Source organism: Kitasatospora sp. NPDC036993 (genome assembly GCF_055607525.1).
Genome location: NZ_JBVJRP010000007.1, coordinates 110,865 through 131,577, shown reverse-complemented (window position 1 = coordinate 131,577; position 20,713 = coordinate 110,865). Strand labels below are relative to the sequence as shown.

At 73.4% G+C, this 20,713-nt stretch carries 1 protein-coding gene; it reads right to left on the bottom strand.

What is annotated here, in order from left to right; genetic code table 11:
• Positions 1–53: 53 nt before the first annotated feature.
• Positions 54–20,654 (bottom strand): protein-glutamine glutaminase family protein, encoded by a 20,601-nt coding sequence (locus ACZ7C5_RS16790; RefSeq protein WP_470322943.1) that lies wholly within the window; start codon positions 20,652–20,654, stop codon positions 54–56.
• Between the last annotated feature and the right edge of the window lie 59 nt (positions 20,655–20,713).

Sequence of the window (20,713 nt, the reverse complement as noted above, 5' to 3'; positions counted from 1 at the left end):
CCCGCCCGGCGGGCCCCGGCCGGACGCCTCCGGCCGGGGCCCGTCCCGTTCTCCTACGGGAACCCGCCGTACTCCTCCAGGCAGCTCCTGAGGACGGCCCGCAGCTGCTCCGGGGACAGCGCGCCGACCCTCTCCTGGGCCGTGTCGGAAACCTCCTTCCGGAAGTCCTTGAGGGCCTTCCCGGTCAGCTCCGGCCTGCCCGCCAGCTCCTTCTCGACGAACGCCTGGACGAGTGCCTTCCGGATCTCGCCGATGAACCTCGTCGCGACCTCCCCGATCGGGTGCTCCGCCGCGAGCGGACCGGGCCCGACCTTCGCCAGGAGGTCGGCCGCCTGGGTGACCCCGAGCGCCGCCAGCCCCCGCTCCGCGAACCCGGCCACGTTCCGTCCGCAGGTTTCGGCGGCCCGCGACTCGTGCGCGGCCGCCGCGTCCTCCGCCTCCATCAGCTTCGGTTCCACCAGCTCCCACACCTCGGGGATCTGGGCCTTGAAGCCCTCGAACTCGCGCAGGTAGGGCAGCGTCCTCCGGGCCAGGTCGAGGCCGGTCATGTCCTGGACGTCCCCCAGCCGGTGCAGCGCCTCGTCCACCTGGCCCGCCTCGTGCGGGTGGGAGACGTGCCGGACGGCCCCGGAGTTCCCGGCGCCGTCGAAGTAGAACTCGATGGCGTCGCGCACCGTGGCGGCGTCCCGGTCACTGAACCGTCCGTCGAAGTGGACCGGGGCGCCGCCCGGTTCCGCGTAGGTGGTGTCCTGCGCTCGCGGGTCGGTGACGAACGCCCGGCCGTAGTACCGCTCGTACGCCTCCTCGAACCGGAGACCGCGGGTCCATCCCTTGGACTGCTTGAGGTTCGGCAACCCGTCCGCCTCGTCGCGGTGCGGGCTGATGTCGATCGAGACGATCTTGATCCCGGCGAAGGCGAGTTCGTCCATGACGCCGCTGCGCATGCCGACCGCACCGACGATGCGGTAGCTGTCCGCGAGGTACCTCAGGAGGGCGAGTTCCTTGCGCCTGTTCCCGACCGACGGCCAGTTCCAGTAGTTCTGCAGGGCCTGCCCGGTCCACCCCTCCGGCTGCTCGCCCATCACGACGACCTTGAAGCGTCCGCCCGCCGCGCCCTCGACCTGGTCGATGATCTGGCGGACCCCCACCAGCCCGGTGTCGAGCGCCGGTGCGTTGGCGCCGGCGCGGTTGCTGTGGCCGCTGTCCCGGTACGTCACGATCACGTAGTCCTGGTCCGGTTCGAAGCGGCCCAGGGCCGGGTGCTCCAGGTCCCGCTGGAAGGCCTCGGCCTCCTGCGGGGTGTAGTGCCCGTAGCTCCGGGCGAGCTCGGCTATCCGGGCCGCCCGCAGTGAGCGGTCGCCGGCCTCGTCCCGGTGCTCCTCGACGCCGGTCTGGAGCCTGTCCAGCTGCCCGGCCAGGAATCCCAGCCGGGGCTCGGCGGTCGCGGGCCTCGGCCTCGGCATGATCTGCTCGACGAACCTCCAGTGGTCGCCGGCGATGCTCCTCGTCATGCGCGTCGCGATGTCCTCCGAAGCCGCCGTCTCGTTCCGCCAGGAATGGGCGGGCAGACTCGTCTCCGTCGTGTAGTGGATCCTTCGCCCCTGGGTGAAGAGGTCGTCGTGGAGGTTGATGATCCCCTCGACCTGCCTCCTGGTCGCCTCGCTGACGTTCCACACCAGCAACGCCCGGTCCGGATGGGCGAGCAGGGCGGCGCGCATGTGGTACATGTCGCCGGAGTTCTCCGCCCTGATGGTGTAGGCGTTCGCCCCGAGCCCGGTCAGCTCCGTCCTCGACACGTGGTCGTTCGACATCGTCACCCACAGATGGGTCTCGGACGTGACCCGGGCCACCTCCCGGGGGGCGGGCGCGGCCGGGCCGTCGGCCTCGCCGGGGACCTCCAGGATCCGGGTGGCCGGCTCCGCCGCGTCGGTGCGGATGGTGACGACCCGGTCGCCCCCGTCCACGAGCCTCAGCGAGCCGTCCGCGTCCCGGCCGAGACGCAGCAGCACGTCCTGACCGTCCGGCCGGGTGAGCGCCACGGTGGCCTCGGTGCCGACGGGGCGCTCGCGCAGCCGGTCCGTCAGCGCCGTGAGGGCGTCCGTCCCGGTCCCGTAGTCGTAGGCCAGCCGCTTCAGGTTCTCCGCCCTGATCGCGGCGGCCGCCGCCACCTCCGCCTCCGTCCGCGGCCCCGGCTGCGGCGCCGGTTCCGGCTGGAGCAGGTCCAGGGCGCGCCCCCGCTGGAGCTTCCAGGTGGGCTGCTCGACCGGCGGCACGACGACCGGCGCCGCGTCCTGCTCCGCCACCGCCTCCTCGCCGATGAGCCGCACCGCCGGCCCCTGGCCCGGGTCGATCGGGTCGTTCCCGGTCGCGAGGGGGACCGGCTGCTGGTCGTCGCGGAGGAGTTCCTGCCCGAGCGCGGTGGCGTGGACCCGGCCGTCCTCGACGCGCAGGCGGTGCCAGTCGCCCGGGCCCTCGACCAGCGGGAGACCGTCGGCGCTGTAGCCGACGTTGCGGGCCACGACGGCCCGGGGGTTCGCTCCGCGGGTCAGGAAGACGGAGCCGTCGCCGGCGACGGCGGTCACGTCGGCGAGCCGGGCCAGGTTGGGGCTGAGCGGCACTCCGGTGCGGTCCGCCTCGGTCCGGCGGGCGGTGACCAGGTCGTGCACGAGGCCCAGGGTCCTGGCCGCGAAGGAGTCCGCCACGCCCTGCCCGGTGTTGCAGGACAGGAAGCGCAGGTCCTCGCCCTGCCACTGGCCGCCCTCGGCGAGCCTGAGCAGCGCGCCCGCGAACTGTTCCGGGGTCACCTCCTCGCCGAGCCAGGTCGGGGCACCGCTCTCCGCCCTGCCGTGGAAGACGACGGTGAAGTGCCCGTCGTCGTGCGGGAGGCCGGCCAGCGCCGCCGACAGGTCCGGCGAGGCGTTCCGCTCGGCCAGGTCGGCGAGCCAGTGCACCCGGCCGCCGGCGCCCTCCACCGGGGTCGCGAGCACCTTGGCTATGGCGTCGGGGACGGAACCCCGGCTGATCCGCTCCCCGCCGGGGTGCAGGGTCGTGAAGAGCACCCGCTGGCTGTCGTCCGAGGTCACCACCTCGGTCCGGTCCCGCGGGACCTCCATCTCGATCGGCACCAGGCCCTTCTCGGTGAGCGTGCGGTCCCCGTCGCGGAAGGTGACCTCGATCTCCGCGTAGCCGGTGTACCGCACGCTCGGGTCGGCGTACTTGGCCCCGGCGACGATCTTGCCGGAGGCACCCGTGGACGCCCCGTCGCGCCACCGCTGCCCGTACCCTCCGGTCACGGTGCCGGTGAGGTCGGTACCGCCCTCCAGGCCGGCCTTCACCCCGGCCTGGACCTGGGCGTTCCACAGGCCCCAGTCCAGCCGGGTGCGCCGCCCGCCGCCGGCCGAGTCGTTGGCGGGGCTGAGGGCGGCCGCCGCGTTCTCCCGCTGGAACTCCAGCTGGACGATCGAGATCCTGGCCGTGATGTCGGCGTCGGCGACGAACAGGCGCCCGCCGGGGGACGGGGTGCCGACGCTCCGGCCGTCCCGCACCATGACGTCACGGTCCGGCCCCCCGGGCTCTGGGGAGGGCAGGACCTCCCGCCCCCGGGAGACCGAGCCGAACAGCGCGGACAGCTGGGCGTGGCTGTGGGTGTTCCGGGCCACGGACTCCAGCCAGGACCAGGTGCGCCCCTTGAAGAAGCTCGACCCGAACACGGTGAGCAGGTCCCGCACGCCGGACGTGTCGTCGATCCAGCGCAGCACCCCGGCCTCGCGCGGCCCCTCGGTGAACAGGGACGCCGGTGGCCGCCGCAGCTCCTGCGCGACGACCGCCTCGGCCGGGCGCAGCGGCGGGAACCCCTCCTTCGGGGCACCGTAGCGCGAGGGCACCACGGGCTGGTCCCGGTCGGCCTCCATCACCACGTCGGCGTGGATCGTGGCCTCGACGACCCTGCGCTCGTAGCGGCCCAGCCCGGTCACCCGGTCGCCGAACCGGCTCAGGCTCCGGTTGATCCTGCCGAGCACCGAGCCGTTCGCGTCCGGGGGCTGCGCCGCCCGGTCGGGACGGATCGCGTCCGACGGGTGCAGCCGGACGAACGGGCTGTGCTCGAAACGGATCCTCAGCAGCACCGCGGCCTCGTGCGCCACGCCGGGGACCTTGCTCTTGACGGCCGTTCCGGCGGCCGAGGAGTCGCTGCCGTGCTCCAGCCGGTCCACGCCCTTCGCCCCGGTGCCGCTGACCCCGCCCACCGCCTTGGGGCCGACCGCCGTCGGGTTGCCGGTGCCGAAGAGGCTGACGGTCACCGCGGTGCCGTGGCCGCCGCCGGTGTTGGTGCCGCCGTCGGCGCTGGTGAGCGAGGTCTGGTGGCCGGTCCCGATGTTGAACTCGACCTGCGGCAGCTGCCCGGTCCGGTTCAGCGTGACCAGCTCGGCGGTGACCAGCGCCTTGCTCCTGCCGTGCTCCACCACGAGCGGGTGGCCGGACATCATCGACTTGAGGTCGATCTGGAGCCGGTCGAAGTCCAGCCTGGTGGCCAGTTTCTCCGCCAGGCCCGACCAGTCCCTGCCCAGGAAGGCGGCGGCGGTGCGGCCGCGGGCGTCGACCGGGGAGTCACCCAGACCGCGGACCAGGTCGTGCACCGTCCCGCTGCGGTCCTGGTTCAGGTGGACGGCGGTGACCACGTCGGAGGAACCGAACCGGTGGTTCGCCGGCATCCGCGGGTCGTTCGGGTCCGGGGCGGTGCGCCGGGGGGCGGCCACCACGGCGGGGACCGTGACGGGATCGGGCGGGGCGATCGCGCCCGACCGCTTGCCCGGCTCGAAGGTGGTCGTGAACACGGCGTCCGCGTCGGTGAACTGGGCCGCCTCGACGCTCTTGCCCCGGCTGTTGGTGCCGCCCGTCCGGTCGATCGAGATGCCCTTGACGTAGTCGCGGGTGTGGGTGGCCTGCACGGCGGCGTCGACCCACGGGAGGGAGATCCCGACCCGGCCGCGGACCCGGATCCGGGTGCGCGAGTCCGCGGTGGTGCCGGTGGTGGTGCGCTGCTGGCTGCCGGACTCGAACTCGAAGCCGGTGACCGGCGTCTCACGCGGCCGGGGACGCTGCAGCTCGCCCCCGACCACGACGGTGCCCTTCCAGCCGTCGAGTTCGACCGGCACCCGGATCCGCCCGCCCCGGGTGAGCCTGGACATCTCGGACTTGAGGCCGTCCGCGTCGATCGACCTGGCCAGCCTCGCCTCGACGTCGGCGGGCACCGGCCTGCCGGTGTGCCCCTCCAGCGTGGCCAGGACGTTGCGCAGCACCGAGGTGTCCCCCCGGCCGAGACTGAGCACCACGTCGGACTGGCCCAGCCGCAGCGGCGCCGGGGCCCCCTCGCCGGCCTGGTGCGCGACGGGCCGCGGCAGCGGCGGGACGGCCTCCACCGGGTTCTGCGGCGGCCGGAAGCCGGTCCGTTCCTGCTCGTCGATCGCGCGCAGCGCGGTGTGCACCTGTTCCAGGCTCAGCTCCGCGGTGAGCACGACGGGCCGGCGGTCCGTGCCGTTGGCCCTCAGCAGCACCTCGAACTCGACCCGGTACAGCTCCTGCGGGCTGGCGTACTTGCCGTTGGCGAAGCTCTTCCCGGACTCCCCGCCGCGCCAGCCATCGCGGACCCGCGACTCCACGGAGCCGGTGACGGTGCCCTGGAGGCTGTCCCCGAACGGCTTGTCCGAGGTGTTCCGCACGTTGTCCCAGGTGTGCACCACCCCCTTGCCGCCGCCCTGGACCTGGCCGTTGAGGGTGTCGGAGCGCAGGTGGCGGGACGAGTCGAAGGTGCTGGTCTCGCGGACCGGGTTGAGCTCGGCGCCCTGCTGGGTCCGCACGTGGGTCATCCGCAGCATCCGCACGGTGGTGGCGAGGTGCAGGTCCCGCAGCGGACCGCCGGTGACCTCGGGGCCGCGCAGCGCGGAGCCGCGGGACATGCCGACGAGGTGGGCGCTCACCGCGGCGTGCGAGTAGGCCTGGAGGACGTCCCCGCGCACCTGCCGCCAGGCCTTCTCGCCGAGCAGCAGCGCGCCGACCCGGTCGAGTTCCCGGTGCAGCGGGGCGACGTCACGCAGGTCCCGCACGACGGTGGTGTCGGGCAGGCCCGACCACACCTCGTCCACCGGGGCCGGGACGTCCCGGTCCAGCGGGTGCACGGGGTCGGCCGGCGGGCCGGGAAGCTCGTGGGCGACGAACTCCGGCGGCCGCGCCCCGGCCACGGCCTGATCGGCCTCGGGGACCGGGACGGCCTCGTCCTGGTCGATCACGGTGCGGAAGCCCAGCTCGGCGTGGGCGGAACGGTCGGCGGGACGGGCGAGCGGACCGCCCTGCCAGCCGAAGGTGACGGTCAGCTCGGCCGTCCCCTCGAACAGCACCGCCGGCCGCTTGGTCTTGGTGCCGCTCCCCAGGTCCGAGCCGGAGCCGACGAGCCCGACGCCGTCCCGCCCGGCCCTGATGCCCGCGCCGCCACCGCCGCCGCCCTTCTTGTCCGTGCCGTTCCCGACCGCCGACGCCTGCCACTCCTTGCTGGTCGTCCGCTGCTCGACGTGCGAACGGGCGGTGGCGGTGGCGATGTTGAACTCGGTGCTCGGCAGCGTGTGGACCTGCCGCATCCGGGTGACCGACCCGCCGCCGATGGTGATCACGGCGGTCGCCCCGGTGAGGCTCTCGTCCGTGATGACCAGCTTCTGACCGGACATCGTCCCCTTGAGCTCCTGGTGCAGGGTGTCGAGGTCGAGCTCCGACAGGATCCTGCTCCGCAGCTCCTCCCAGCGACCGCCGAAGTAGGCCTTCGCCTCGGCCTCGAAGTTCGCCACGAACTTCTCCATGGCCGACGCGTTCGACCGCTCGGCCAGGTTCTGCAACTGGACGTCGCCCTGCTCGTCCACCCGGGGAGCGGGCCGGGGCGGTTCCACCGGCCACACGTCGGTGACGATGTGCGAGCCGGCCAGCCGGCGGTGCCCGGAGACCTCCAGGGGCACCGCGAAGTGGCTCTGCTCCTGCTGCGGGGCACCGGCGGTCTCCCGGCTCGGGACGGCGACGTGGCCGGTGAGCGTGAGTTCGACCGGCTGCGGCGACCGCCAGGTGCCCGGAGCCGCGTGGTGACGGGCGTCCAGGAACTCCACCTTCAGGACGAAGGGGGTCGCGAAGAGCTCGGTCGGCTCGGTGGTCTTGCCGCGGGCCATCGTCCGGCTCGCCTCGGCGGTGGTGCTGCCGTGCATCCAGCCGTGCTGGTAGCCGAGGGTCGCGGTGAGGTCCCCCGAACCGCCGAACTTCGACTTGAACTGAAGACCCATGTTCGCCTGCTTGAGCCGGTCGGCCACGATGCCGACCGTGCTCTGCTGCTCCGAGCCGTACTCGAACTCGAAGCCGGACAGCTGCCTGAGGTGTCGGCCCTGCCCGACCGTGGCGGTGATCCTGACCTGCCCGGACCACCGGCCGGCCTGGAAGTACACCTCCCGGACGTCCCCCCGGGACAGCGCGGACACCGTCGGACGCAGCGTCTCGCCGCCGAACAGGCTCTGCGCGAGCGACCGCGCGGCCTCCTGGTCCCCGTGCAGCGCATCGGCGAACCGGCTGACGAGGGTGTCGAAGTCCTGCGTCCTGGGGTTCTCCAGGTGCACCAGCACGTCGGACGCGGCCAGCCCGCGCTCCGTGAAACGGGTGGGCGGGGCAGGAACAGGCGGCGGGGTCGGAACGGGCAGCGGCGCCTCCTCCGAGACGACGGTCGTCGTCACCGCCGTGACGGGAGCCGGCTCGGTCACGGGGTGCTGGGCGGAGGTGGACGGGTTCAGGATCTGCGTGATCACGTCGTCGAGGGGGACGTGGTGGCCGGGCTGCTCCGGGGCCTCCTGGACGGGCTCCTGCGCCTGCTCGACGTGCTCCTGCCGCTCCTCGACATGCTCCTGCTCGACGTGTTCCTGCTCGACGTGTTCCTGCCGCTCCTCGACATGCTCCTCGTTCTGCCGGACGACGTCCGGCTCGTCCGACCGGGTCGCGGAGTCCATGAACTCCCGGAACCCGTCGAACAGTTGCTCCTCCGCCCCGGTCCGGCTGACCTGGTTGGCCGGCTCCGGACGCTCCGTCCGCGGGTCGCTCCCGAACAGGCGCTCCAGCAGCGGCACCAGCTCGGGCACGTTCTCCCGCACCCACTCGGCCCCGTTGTTGCGCGGCAGCCCGGTGGCCGGGTCACTGCCGTGGTTGTGCCCGAAGTACGCGGTGACCAACTGCGCGAAGAACTCGTGCTCGTTGCGCGCCGAGTAGTTTCCGACCCGGTCGCCGGCACCGTCGCGCAGCCCGCCGTCCGGCCACGCCGTGACGCTCTCCTCGCCGAACAGCTCGGCCAGGGCGTCGGAGACGCTCCGATCCCGGTAGGCCTGCCCGACCAGCTCCCTCTGCGCCTCGGTCATCCCGAACTCGTGGATCGCGTGGGCCAGTTCGTGCGCCGACGTGGAGTAGCCCTCGGCGTACGCCAGGTGCGGCCCCACCGACGTCCGCGCACCGAGCAGGTTCTCCTCCGTGATCAGCACGAGGCCGTCCCCGCTGGAGCCCCGGACCACCGACCAGTCACGCCCGTCACCCGTGCCGTGCCCGGACGCCACGAAGCCGGGGACCTCCGTCATCGGGACGTCCCGCGGCACCACGACGACTCGCGGTCCCGCGGCCACCAGCCGCTCCGCGACCTCCTTGTCCGCCAGCATCCGCGCGACCAGCTCCTCGGCCGTCCGCCGCGCCGCCACCGGCTGGTGGGTCCGGGGATCGACGTCGATCAGCAGCCGCGCCGCCGCCTGCGCGAAGTCCTCCGGCCCCAACTCGGCGCGCAGGCCCGCCATGAAGGCCTCGTCCGCCGCCAGCCGGCGCCGTTCCTCCGAGGACAGGTGCTCCAGCTCCCGCACCCGCTCGTGCAACGACCCGGGCACCGGCATCTCGCCACCGCCCAGCCCGACCGGCGGCCGGCCCACGACGACCTGCCCGTCCTGCCCGGTCGGCGCCGGTGCCGGCCGCATCGACGTGTCCTCCCGCATCGCCGTGTCCGACGCTGCCGGGGCGTCGTCCGTCTCCATCGCGGTGTCCGTGGAGGTGTCCGTGGAGGTGTCCGTCGGCTCCGACTCCGACGACGGATCCACCCTGGGCCTCCGGGCGGGCGGGCCCTCGCCGTCGGCGCCGCCCCCGTCCCCGTCCCCGGCACCGTCCTCACGGCCCCGCTTCTGGGTGGGGACCCACGCGCTGTAGTGGTCCGCCTCCAACTGGAGGTGTACGTCCCGGGTGGGCGCCGGGCCGCTCAGCGGTTCCAGCACGTGGACCGGCTGACCGGTCCGGTGGATGTGCAGCCGCACCCCGAGCGCGGAGGCGACCACCCGCGGCGCGAGGTCCCCGGCCGCCGTGTTCCAGTTGCCGGTGTGGCCGATGGTCCGGGCGAGTTGGCCGACGGTCGTCCCGAACTCCCGGGCGAACCGCCGCACCATGCCGAAGTTCTCGGGCAACTGCATCCAGTCGACGACGCGCCTTCGGAGTGCGGCCGCGTCCGCGCCCTCCGGGGCGAGCACCGCGTTCACGGCGTGGTAGAGGCAGTCTCCGTCCGGCGGCACTTCCTGCAACCGGAAGAGTTCGGGCCGCTGCCGCTCGTCCGACATGTGGTTGTCGAAGGTTCCCTCGATGATCCGGTCGAGGCCCCGCACGGCCGCGTCGGCGCGGCGGTCGTCGGTGGTGGCCAGCTGCCTCTCCCGGAAGAACCGTTCGGACCTGCGCAGGCTCCGCCCGCCGGGCTCGTCGTTGCCGGGCTGGCTCCGGTCGTTGGCCGCGGCGGTCAGGAAGTACGTCTCGCGCTCGACGAAGTAGTGGCTCGCGGCGCCCGTGGGGAAGCCGAGGCCGTCCGTCGTGACCGCGGGGTCTCCGTGGAGCCGGGCCAAGTGGTCGACCACGTCCGCGTACCGGGATCCGAGGTGGGTCGAGGTCCCGACGCCCACGCCCATCAGGGCCATCCAGTGGTCCACCAGCAGCGGCCGGTCGGCCATCGAGGGGTCCATCACCATCGGCACCGGGCTGTCGGCCCCGCTGAGGAGGACGTCGACGGTCACGGCGACGTGGAACCCCCACCGGACCAGCCGCGGCCCGGTCCCCGAGAGCGGCGCCGCCGCGTTCGCCGAGGTGACCTCCAGACCCGCCCCGCCCGTGGCCGTCTGGTAGCGGACGAAGACCTTCTGGTTGGTGACGCCGAGCTCGGTGAGCCGCACGGCCATCAGGTGCGCCCGGTCGAAGCAGCCGTTGTCGGGGAAGTCGAAGGGGATCCGGTGGCTCTGCCCGTCCGCCGCCTCGTAGTGCAGTCGGCTCAGCTGGTGGAAGAGGTCCATCGCGCCCGCCTCGTCGACGACCGGGTGCTCCCACAGCTCGCCGTTCCTGACGTAGGCGTGCAGTTCGGCCGCTTCGGGGAACCGCGTCCGGAGCTCCTCCAGGAGCGGGCGCTCGCCCCCGCGGTCGTAGAAGTCGAGGGCCCGCCACAGGGTCCTGAGGTCCTCCCGCAGCGGCTGGATCGCCGCGAGCACCCGCTCGGACTCCTCGCCGTTGATCAGGGACGTCCGGAGGCGGCCGGACACCGCCAGCTCGTCCGGGTGCAGGAACACGTCGGCGAGGTGCGCGGGCGGGGCGACGTCCGGCCGGCCGAACCGGCCGAGCACCCGGGCCGCGGCCCCTTCACCCAGGAGCCCTTGCTGCGCCGCGTCGTGCAGCACCCGCACGAGGTCCTGGCCGTTGTTCCGTTCCGCGTAGCGGATCACCAGGCGGTCGAAGTTGCCCGGGGCGCCGTCGAGGAGGTCGAGGAGGGTGAAGACGTCCCCGGCGTTCGGCGTCCCGGTGGCCAGGCTTCCCTCCAGTCCCTGGGCCGTCAGGTCGATGAGGGTGTCCTCGGCCGGCACCGGCCCGAGGTTCATGTCCCCCATGACGGTCGACAGGTCCATCGAGAAGAGGCCCGAGAGGTCGCCGAACGGCAGCACCGACTGATCGGCCTCACCGGCGAGCTGGTCCGTGCCGAAGAGGTCCGCGTACGGGTTCACCGGGGGCTGTTCGCCGTTCTCGTCGCCGCCGTGCCCGGGCCGCGGGGCGGTGTCGAGCGGCGGCGGAGCGGGGGCCCGCTCGGTGAACCGCAGCTCCGGGGGCAGTTCCGTGCTGACCTGGTCGGCGTGGACCTCCGAGTAGCCGGCCGGGACCTCCATGGTCGCGGTCGCCATCTGCACGTTGGCGCCCTGGCCCGCGAAGGGCTCGACGACCTCCCAGGTGCCGCCCTCGGCGATCACCGGGAAGCCGTGCGAGTCGTAGCCGACCGAGGCCGAGGAGACGAAGGTCCGGCCGCCGCCGGGATGCGCGGGGTCGTCGGCGTGCCGGGCGGGGAACGGCGCGAACCAGACGTCCTCCCTGGGTGCCCGGATGGTGACGCTCACGTTCCTCATGTAGAGGTGCACCTGGAGTGCGGCCAGGTAGGCGCCGTTCTCCGTCCCACCGAGCCGGCAGGCGGCGAACTCGATCTCGTCCCTGCCGTTCCAGTACCTCTGCTGCCTGAGCGAGAGGATCAGACCGGCCATCTCCTCGGCGGTGACCCGGTGTCCGCCGACCGTCGGATAGCCGTCCGCGTCCGTGTGGACCACGATCTCGTACGTTCGGGCCGATCCCTCGATGTACCCGAACTCCGGCAGCACGCTGCCGTCCAGCACCCAGCCGTGGAACCCTCCCGCGCCGTCCGTGAGCGGCCGGCCCTGCTGGACCCAGTCGGGGCCCGCCAGCCGGTGCGCGGGCGGACCGGGCACCGGCGGCAGGGTCTGCGGCACCGGCGGGGCGGGTGCCTGGTTCTGCTGACCCCCCGCGGCGCTCCCGTCGCCCGGCTGCGGTCCGTGGCCGGAGCCCCCGCCGCCGTCCACCAGGTCGTCCAGCTCGATGATCTGCCCTGCGGGATCCTGCTCCGCCTCGTGCGGCGGCTGGGCCCCGGCCGGGTCCGCACCGGGGTGGGCGCCCCCCGGGGAGAGCGTGTCGACGCCGAGTCCGATGGTGTGCGGCGCCGGACCGACGAGGGCGGTTCCCTCACCGTTGCCCACGTTGAACTCGGTGAACTCGTCCGCGAAGTACGGCCCGACCTCCTCCGGCCGGCTCCCGTGCTCCAGCCAGACCCAGTTCCCGGGGCCGACGTACACCGGCTGCCCGCCGGCGGACAGGCCGACCCGGTCGGCGACCACGAGGTGCGTGGTGCCGAACGGCGAGGTGGTGATCCAGACGTTCCCCGCCGCCGCGTAGGCGACGATCTTCCGGTTCATCCGCCACAGGTGGCTCAGCACCTGGTCGGCGTACGACCGGTGGGCCTCCGACGCCAGGTCGCCGGCCAGCAGGCGCAGCGGCTTGCGGACGTCCCAGCTGCCGTCCTCCACCAGCTTGAACAGGGCGTGCGCGGTCTCGGCCGGGGTGAGGGCGGTGCCGTGCAGGCCGGGGCGCCCGCCGACGGTGTCCAGCACCACGGTGAGGAAGTTGTCCCGGTACTGCAAGGTCGTCAGGAGCGCCGCCAGGGCTTCGTGGTTCGCGGGCCGGTCCCCCAGCAGGTACACACCCGGTTCGCCCGGGGTCACCGGCTCGGCGGCGGCCCGTCCGACGGCCGCCCAGGCCGTGCGCAGGTCGGCCAGGGCCGGGGCGTGGCCGGTGTACTCGACGTCCTGGGCGACCGCCAGGAGCCGGCGCAGGTCGTGGTCGCCCGTCCCTGCCCTGCCGGTCACCCGGTCGGTGAACCGCCGCAGGTCGTCCTGGGTGATCCGGTGGTCCGGCGGCAGCAGCAGCTCGGTGCGGGCCAGGGTGGCGACCAGGGACACGCCCGTGAGCTCGGCGAGGGTGTGCCCGACGGCCTCGTGCAGGGTGGCGGCGATCCGGGCGGCGTCCCACAGGTGCTCGGTCGTCCGGCGGACCAGGGTGGTGTCCGGGGTGGCCGCGTCGGCCCGGTGCGCGTCCGGCAGCCCGAGGTGGGCGCCCGCGGCCTTGGCGAGCGGCCAGAGGTCCTGGTGGAACCGCACCTCGGACGTGTTGGCCAGCAGCGCCACCTGGGACCTGAGCTGCTCGTGGAGCCTCTGCGGCCACTCGGCCGCGTCGTTCCGCCACTCGAACGGCCGCACGGATCCGGTCTCCACGTAGTCGATCCGCTCGTGCGGTCCGACGGCCGTGCTCCCGGTGCCGCTGCCCGTGGCGGTGAGGACCGCACCGGGCCTGATCAGGATCTCCCGTTCCCCGTCCCGGTACCGGGAGAAGGGCGTGATGTCGACACCGCTCTCGCCCCCCAGGCGGATCCGGGCCAGGACCCGGTGGGCCAGGCCGAACCGGTCCAGCTTGACGTCGGGCGGCAGGAACTTCTCGGCCGCCTTCGGCAGCCGGCTGGTGCTGAGCAGCCCCGAACTGCTCATCACGTCCCCGGCCTTGCCGGCCGTGAACACGCTCTCCGGCCCGTCCAGGCGGCCCAGCGCCCAGTCGCCCCGGTAGACGACGCCGGTCACCGCCGGCAGCCGGTCCAGCGCCTCGACGATCATCTCGGCGTGGATCCGCAGTTCCCTCTCGATCTCGGGAAGCAGTTCCCTGGCCATCCGGGAGATCTCCGCGGAGTGCTCGGGCGTCCGGTACCGCGGCTCGGGGCTGGCGATGAGCCCGCCGAGTTCCGGGTGGTTCAGGAGCATCGAGGGCACCGCCGACACCGGTCCGGCCAGCAGCGCGTCGATCTGCCGGCCCAGCGCGGTGTGCAGCCACGGTCCGCCGTCGTACTTCAGCAGCACGTTGATCAGCGGGTACGCCGTCCCGGTGTAGATGTTGAACGCCTCGACGTGGGCCAGGCTCAGCCGCTCGGCGAGCGTGGCCCGCGTCAGCCCGTTGTCGGCCAGCCACTCCCGCTCGTACGGGTACGGCTCCCGGCCCGGCTCGACCATCCGCTGCCACACCCGGCGCACGGATTCCAGGCCCGCCTCCTCGAAGCCGCCGTTGCGGCGTGAGCGGCTCACCAGGGCGTGGTACACCGCCTCGTGCGGGAGCATGCCGAGTTCCCGGCGCAGGGTGCCCTCGGACAGGCCGGGAACGTGGCGGTACATCGCGGCGGCCTCGGTCAGCAGGTGCGACGGCACCGGCGGGAGCTCTCCGGCGAGTTCGGCGCCCTTGAGGATCTCGTAGAGCGAGTGGTCGCCGAGCGGCAGCATCCAGCCGACCAGGGCGAGCAGCATGTCCTGGGCGGGGACGTCCGGGACCTTGAGCGCGCGGAACGCGCCGAGCATCTTCGCCGTGGTCGCCGAGACGCCGGTGCTGAGCTGCATCCCCTTGGTGTTCCGGGTCTCGCCGTACCAGGTGGAGGCCGTGTTGACCTGCTGCCTGACGTTGCCGGGTTCCCAGTGGAGGGCGCGGGAGGAGTCGGTGCGCTGGAAGTCCAGCTCCCGGACGCTCAGCGGCATCCGGACGTTGATGAGCTTTTCGTCCGGCTTCGGCGGATCCGTCTCGGTCCGCGGCGTGCGGGCGTCGGAGCTGGCCCGGTACTCCCGGTGGAGCGCCAGCGGGGCCTGGTGCGCGACCGCGCCGGTGGCGAAGTAGTCCTTGTCGAAGTAACCGAGCCCGCCGGTCAGCTTGTGCGAGACCTTCCGGGTCACGCTGTTGAGGTAGTCCAGCTGCTGCGGCACCCGGGCGGTGTCCAGGCCCAGTTCGCGCAACCGGACGACCGGACTCTCGTGGTCGGCCAGACCGGTCAGCAGCCGCTTGAGGCCGAACGAGCCGGGCGCCTGCACGGCGTCGTGGGCGTAGGCGGCGTTGAAGAAGGCCGTCATCAGCTCGCGGAGGTTGCCCGTCGCCAGCAGCTCGTGGAACCCCTCCTGGGTGAGCTGTTCGCCGACCTGGCCGGCCGAGGTCAGCTCCCCGCTCAGGAAGACCCGGTAGACCTGCTCCCCGGTCGGGTCACCGTGGGCCGCCTTCAGCACCTCGTACAGCCGGTACGCGCTCCCCCGGGCCGCCTGCACCGCCCGTTCGTTCCGGTAGGCGAGCAGGCCGACGGACTGTTCGAAGTTCCTCGCGACGGTCTCGTACTCCGGCGCGTTGTACAGCTGCCTGCGCCCCGCGCCGAACTCGTGCGCCTGCGGGTCCGGCGCGACGATCGGGTGCTCGGGCGTGGCGACCAGCGGCGCGGACTCGCCGTCCAGGTGGGCCGGCAGCTCGGTGGCCACCACCGGGGCGTGCTCGTCCGGGGTGGCGAGCCTGACCCAGTGGCCGCCCGCCTCGACGCGCGGGAGCCCGCTGCTGTCGAAGCCGACCTCGCGGGTGACGATCAGCCGGCGCGAGCCGTCGCCGGCGGCGTGGTCGCGCACCGACCACAGGGTGCCGCCCGGGGCGTCCACCTCGACCTTCAGCGCCGGCCGCTGTTCGCGCAGGGCGGCGACGAAACGGGCCGCGTACGAGTCCGCGCCGCCGCGCCCGGCGTCGCAGCCGGCCAGGCGCAGCGGACGGCCGTCCCACACCCCCCGGTCGTGCAGGTCGAGCGCGGTCCTGGCCAGCTCGTGCGGTGTGACGGGCTTTCCGTCGAGACGCGGTGCGCCGTCGGATCCGGTGCCGTGGAAGACCAGGGTGAAGTGCGACGGGTCGGACGGGAAGTGGGCGAGCGCCTCGTCGGTGGCGCGCGGGTCCGCCCCCCGGTCGGCCAGCCAGTGCACGCCGGGGCGGACCTCGGTGGTGGCCGGCGGGCGGTCGTGGAGGGAGGCCGGGGCGCCGGACGCCGGGCCGAGGGCCGTCGCCAGGTCGTCCCCGCCCGGCTGGTCGGCGGTGTCCCGGGCCCGGACGATCATCTGGCCGTCGGCGGGACCGTGGTCGCCGCCGGTGGTCCTGACCGGCGCCTCCGTGACGTCCGGGTGCCTACCGAAGGCGTCCTCGTGGCCGCGTTGGTGGGCGGACCAGCCGGCCTCGTCGAAGTGGGCGAGCGTCCACAGTTCGCGGTAGCGGGCGACGAAGTCGTCGCCGTACTCGCGCTTGAGGTGGTCGGTCAGGGCCTCGTTGAGGGTGTGGCGCGCCGCGAGCCCGTCGAAGCCCCTGGCGGCCTCGCGCAGGGCGGGGGCCGCGGCCTTCTCGAAGGCGGCGTGCTCGGCCAGTTCCCCGGTGAGTTCGCGGTGGCTCTCCTGCCAGTGCTCCTGGCGGCCCGCGAGGTCCTCGTGCGAGCGGAAGGACTCGTCGAAGGCGCGGGCGATCCGGTCGCCGTGGCCTTCCGTCAGGCGCTCGGAGGCGTGGGTGGACAGGCCGTGCTCGCGGGCGACCGCCTGGGCCTCCGCGGTGGCCTGCCGGCGGACGGCGAGGCGGGCGGCCTGGTGGGTGAGCCGGTCGTGCAGGGCGGCGGGGTCGGTGAGCCGGTCGAGGGCACCGCGGAGCGCGGCCGGCTCGCCGACGCGCTCGGCGGCGGCCCGGTCCAGCTCCCCGGCGAGTTCGCGGAGCACCGTGTCCTTGGCCCGCGGCACGTCGGACTCGCCCGCGCCGAACTTCTCGGCGAACTCCTTGCGCGCGGCGTCCTCGGCCCAGGAGTCGGCCGCCTTCTCCGTCTCCGCGACGGCCCGGCGGATCGCCGCCTCGCGGACCGCCTGTACGGCGAACTCGTGCGGCAGCGCCTGCTCGTGTCCGGCCAGCGACCGGGTGAACAGCTCCACGGCCTCGTCGCGGTCCCGGCGCTTGCCGGTCGCCTCGTCGAGCGGGCCGGCCGCCCGCTCGACGTCGGCGGCGATGCGGTCGCGCAGCCGGTCCCGGATCGCCTGCGTGCTGCTCGACGACAGGTCGGGACGTCCGGTCACCCCGGCCGCGTCGAGCAGTTCCCGGTCGGCCGGGGAGAGCCGGTCGTACCAGTCGGCGGCGGCCCGCTCGACCCGGTCCTGGGCGAGGGCCGCCGCGTTCGCGCGGTCGGTGGCCAGGACGAGTTCGTCGCGCGCGTGCTCGGTGAGCCGCTGAAGGGACTCCCCGGCCCGGGTGTTGGCCTCGGGGGTGAGGCTGTCCGGGTCGGCGTAGATCCGGGCGGCCTCCGCCTCCGCGCGCGCCGTGAAGTCCTGCCGGACGAGGTCCACGACGGCGGCGGGGGTGCGGTCGGGGGTGTGGGCGGTCCCGGTGGCGCCGTCGGTGATCCGCGGGGCGTTCCAGGCGGCGGCCGCCCGGTCGAAGTGCTGCACCGCCACCCGGACGGCCGCCTCGCGGACGGAGGCGACCCGCACCAGGCCGTCGAGGTCGCCGAGGATCCGCTCGCGCTCACCGGGCCGGGCGGCCAGCTCCTCGTACATCATCGCCCGGGCCCGCTCGTGGACCGCCCCGCGCAGGTTCGCCGGCGCCCCTTCGGGGAACCGGCCCGGGGCGTCGAGGGCTTCGTCGAGGAGCCGCTCGGCCTCGTCCTCGCGCCGGTGGCCGCTGCCGTCCGGGTCCGCCCGCAGTTCCTCGGCCGCCTCGGAGAGCTTGGCCTCGTACCGGTCCTGGAGGTCCCGCTGGGTCCTGCGCCACTGCTCCGCCCGCGCGCCGTCCGCCTCGGCGCGGATGTGCTCGGGGGCGTCGGTGTAGTGGTAGGCGTCCGGTTCGGAGTCGGTGCCGAAGCGCTCGGCGCCCTCCATCGGACGGTGGTACTCACCGCCGGGGAGGTACTCGGCCGGCGTCTGCGCGGTGGACCTGGTGACGGTCGGCTCGCCGCCCTCGGGCGACTTGGCGTACTCGTGCCACTCCCCGCCGCCGACGACCGTCGGGCGGCCCTGCGCGTCGAAGCCGACCTTGTCCGCGACGATCACGTGACCGGTGCCGGGGCCCGTCCTCATGGTGTGCGACTCGTTGAACCCGGGGGCCACCCAGACCGGGCCGTTCGCCGCCACCGCTCGCAGGTCGGCGGACTTCGGGTTCGACCAGACCTCGGCCATCACCTGCCGGACGTAGCCGGGGTTCGCGCTGTCGAGGTTGCAGGAGACGAACTCGATCGTGCGGCGGCCGCCCGACAGGTGCCCGAGGCTCTCCAGGCCGAGGATCACGGCGGCGAGGTCCTTGGCCGGCATCGGTTCGCCGTTCCCGTCGGTGTGGATCACGACGGTGTAGCGCGTGGGGTCGACGGGCAGCAGCGAGAGCACGTCGGGGAGGTGGTCGCCCGGCGTGCCCGCGACCCATCCGGGCTGCCGGTTCTCCCCCTCGGGCAGGAAGTTGCCGCGGGTCCACGGGACGTCGCCGGCGTCGCCCGTGAGGAGGTAGTCCAGCCGCTCGTGGACGACCGGCTCGGGCTGGTCCCGGTCCGCGGCCGGCTCCGGGTCGGGCTTCGGCTGTACGTCCGGCTTCGGCTGCGCGTCGGGCTTCGGCTCGTGGTTCTGCTGCCGGTCGCCGTTCCGGTTCCCGTCGCCGGCCGGCTGCTGCGGCGTCCGCCGTTCCTCGGCCGTCGGCACGGGGACCGACGACTCCGTCCTGGGGGCCCTCGCCGACGAGGCGGACCCTTCCGCCGTCCGCTCCGCCGTCTGCTCCGCCGTCCGTTCGGACGTCCGCTCCTGTTCGCGCTTCGGCGCCTGCTCCGGGGTCTCCTTCGGACCCCCGGTCGTGTCGGTGGGCTTCGGCGCCTCCGGCCGCTCGTTGCCGGAGGAGGACTTGGACCCGCCCGGCGACGTCTCCGTCGCCCTGTCCCCACCGGTCGTCCTCGGGGTGCCCGCCGGGGGCCTCGCCGACCTGTCCCCGGACGCCTTGTCCCCCGACGGCTTGTCCCCGGACGACGCCGAGGAGCCGTCGGAGTCCGTCCTCAGGTGCTCCGGCCGCAGGCCGTCCAGCGGGCCGGTCCCGTGCAGCCCGGCGCCGCCCCCCGCCCCCTCCGGGCGGGAGGTCCACAGGGAGGTCGGGTGGCCCATCAGGGTGGACACCACGGCCAGCGGGAAGCGCGCGTAGTTGGGGAGGTGCACGTCCTCCAGCCGCAGCCGCAGCGGGCCGCCGGCGATGTGCCCGAGGTGGCCGAGCGCGCCCATCGCGACGCCGCCGTAGAAGCTCTCGACGCTGACGGTGAACTCGTGGTTCTCGCCGAAGGTCAGGTTGTACGCGCCCTCGCTGACGACGTTCTGGACGCCGCCCTTGAGGTAGTTGCCGACGCCCTCGCCGAACTTGTACAGGAACTGCCCCGCGGTCTGCGGGTGCAGGCCGTCCAGCAGGCTCACCGCGCGCCCCGCGAGGTCCTGGGTGGCCTTGACGGTGTCCCTGAGGTGCTGCTGCTCCGCCTGGAGGAACTTCAGGTTGTGCTCCGCGCCGGACAGCGCGCTGCCGCCGAGCTGCCTCAGCTCGTTCTGCAGGTGGCCGATCTGCCGGGTGACGCCCTGCAGTTCGGCCCGGAGCGTGCCCGACTCCATCTTTCCGCCGGCCGCGACCAGCGTCGACACCAGCTTGTTGACGGCCCCGAGGTCGATCGCGTAGCGGGCACCCTCACTGGCGACCCGTGAGGCGATCAACCGCCCTGCCGCGTTGGAGAGTTCAGCGTCGACGCCCAGCTTGACGAGCTCCCGCTCGAAGGTCTCCCCCATCGTCTGGGTGAGCTTCTCGACCTTGCTGAGGTGCTGGGCGACGTTCTCGATGCCCTGCTCGCCGGCCTCCTTGCCGGCTTGCTTGCCGGCTTCCTTGCCGACCTTCTCCCCGACCTTGTCCGCGAGGTCCTTGAGGGCGTTGTTCCGGACCTTCTTCCCGGCGTTCCCCGCGACTTCCTTGACCGTGTTCTTCCCGACACCCTTGGCGGTGTTCTTCGCGAGGTCCTTGGCGACGTTCGCCTTGGCCTGCGCGATGGCCTCCTTGAGCGTGAGGCTGCCCTCCTTCCGCATCAGGCTGAGGGCTTCCCGCAGCGTGCCGGTCGGGAGGTGCTTCAGCTCGTTCTGCGCCAGGTTCTTGAACTCGGAGCCGGCCAGCGCCTTGAGGTCGGCCTGGAGGTCCTTGCTGAGGCCGCGCCCGAAGATCCGCCCGAAGGCCTTGCCGAGACCGAAGGTGAGCAGTTCCAGCGGACCGGTGAGCAGGCCGTTGATCGCGCCCATCTCGACGGCCTGGATGAAGGACTCCTTCTCCCAGCCGTCCTTGTGGCCCTTGCCGATCTGGATGCCCTGGATGATCCCGTCCATCAGCATGGCGGTGGTGATGGAGAGGAACTCGTGCAGCAGGAGCTGTTTGAACAGCCAGATGAAGACCTGCTTGATCACCGCGCCGGCGGTCTCGTAGGCGACGAAGATCCCCGCGAGCGAACCGCCGAAGGTGATCGGCGACATGGCGATCGCCCAGGCGATCTGGGCCACCAGCTGGATGAGCTGGGCGATGATCATCCACTTCGCGTACTCGACCTGGTTGGCCACCTTGTGGGCGAAGTCCCCGAGCTGTTTGGCCATCACGCCGGCCGCGGTCACGTAGTCGGTGCCGCCTGTTCCGCCGATGAGTGGCAGCATCCGCTCGTAGAACCGGTCGGCCGCCTCACCTGCGAAATCGTCGTTCTCGTGGATGGTGTTCAGCAACCGCCTGAGCTGTTCCCGGAGTTCCGGAATCTCCGCGGCGATGGCCAGGTAGTCGTCCCCGGCCGTGCGCAGCCGGTCCTCGTCGGCTTCCGGCCACTTCATGCCGGTCACGATGCCGAAGAACTTCGCCAAGCCCGGCGGCAGCATGATCGACACGGGGCGCACTCCTGGCGTTCGGGGAGCTCGGGCGGCGCGCGGCCGCGGGC

Bases quoted from the DNA above. Each gene is read 5' to 3' on its own strand.
- ACZ7C5_RS16790 (WP_470322943.1), bottom strand. From the start codon at position 20,654: ATGCTGCCGCCGGGCTTGGCGAAGTTCTTCGGCATCGTGACCGGCATG.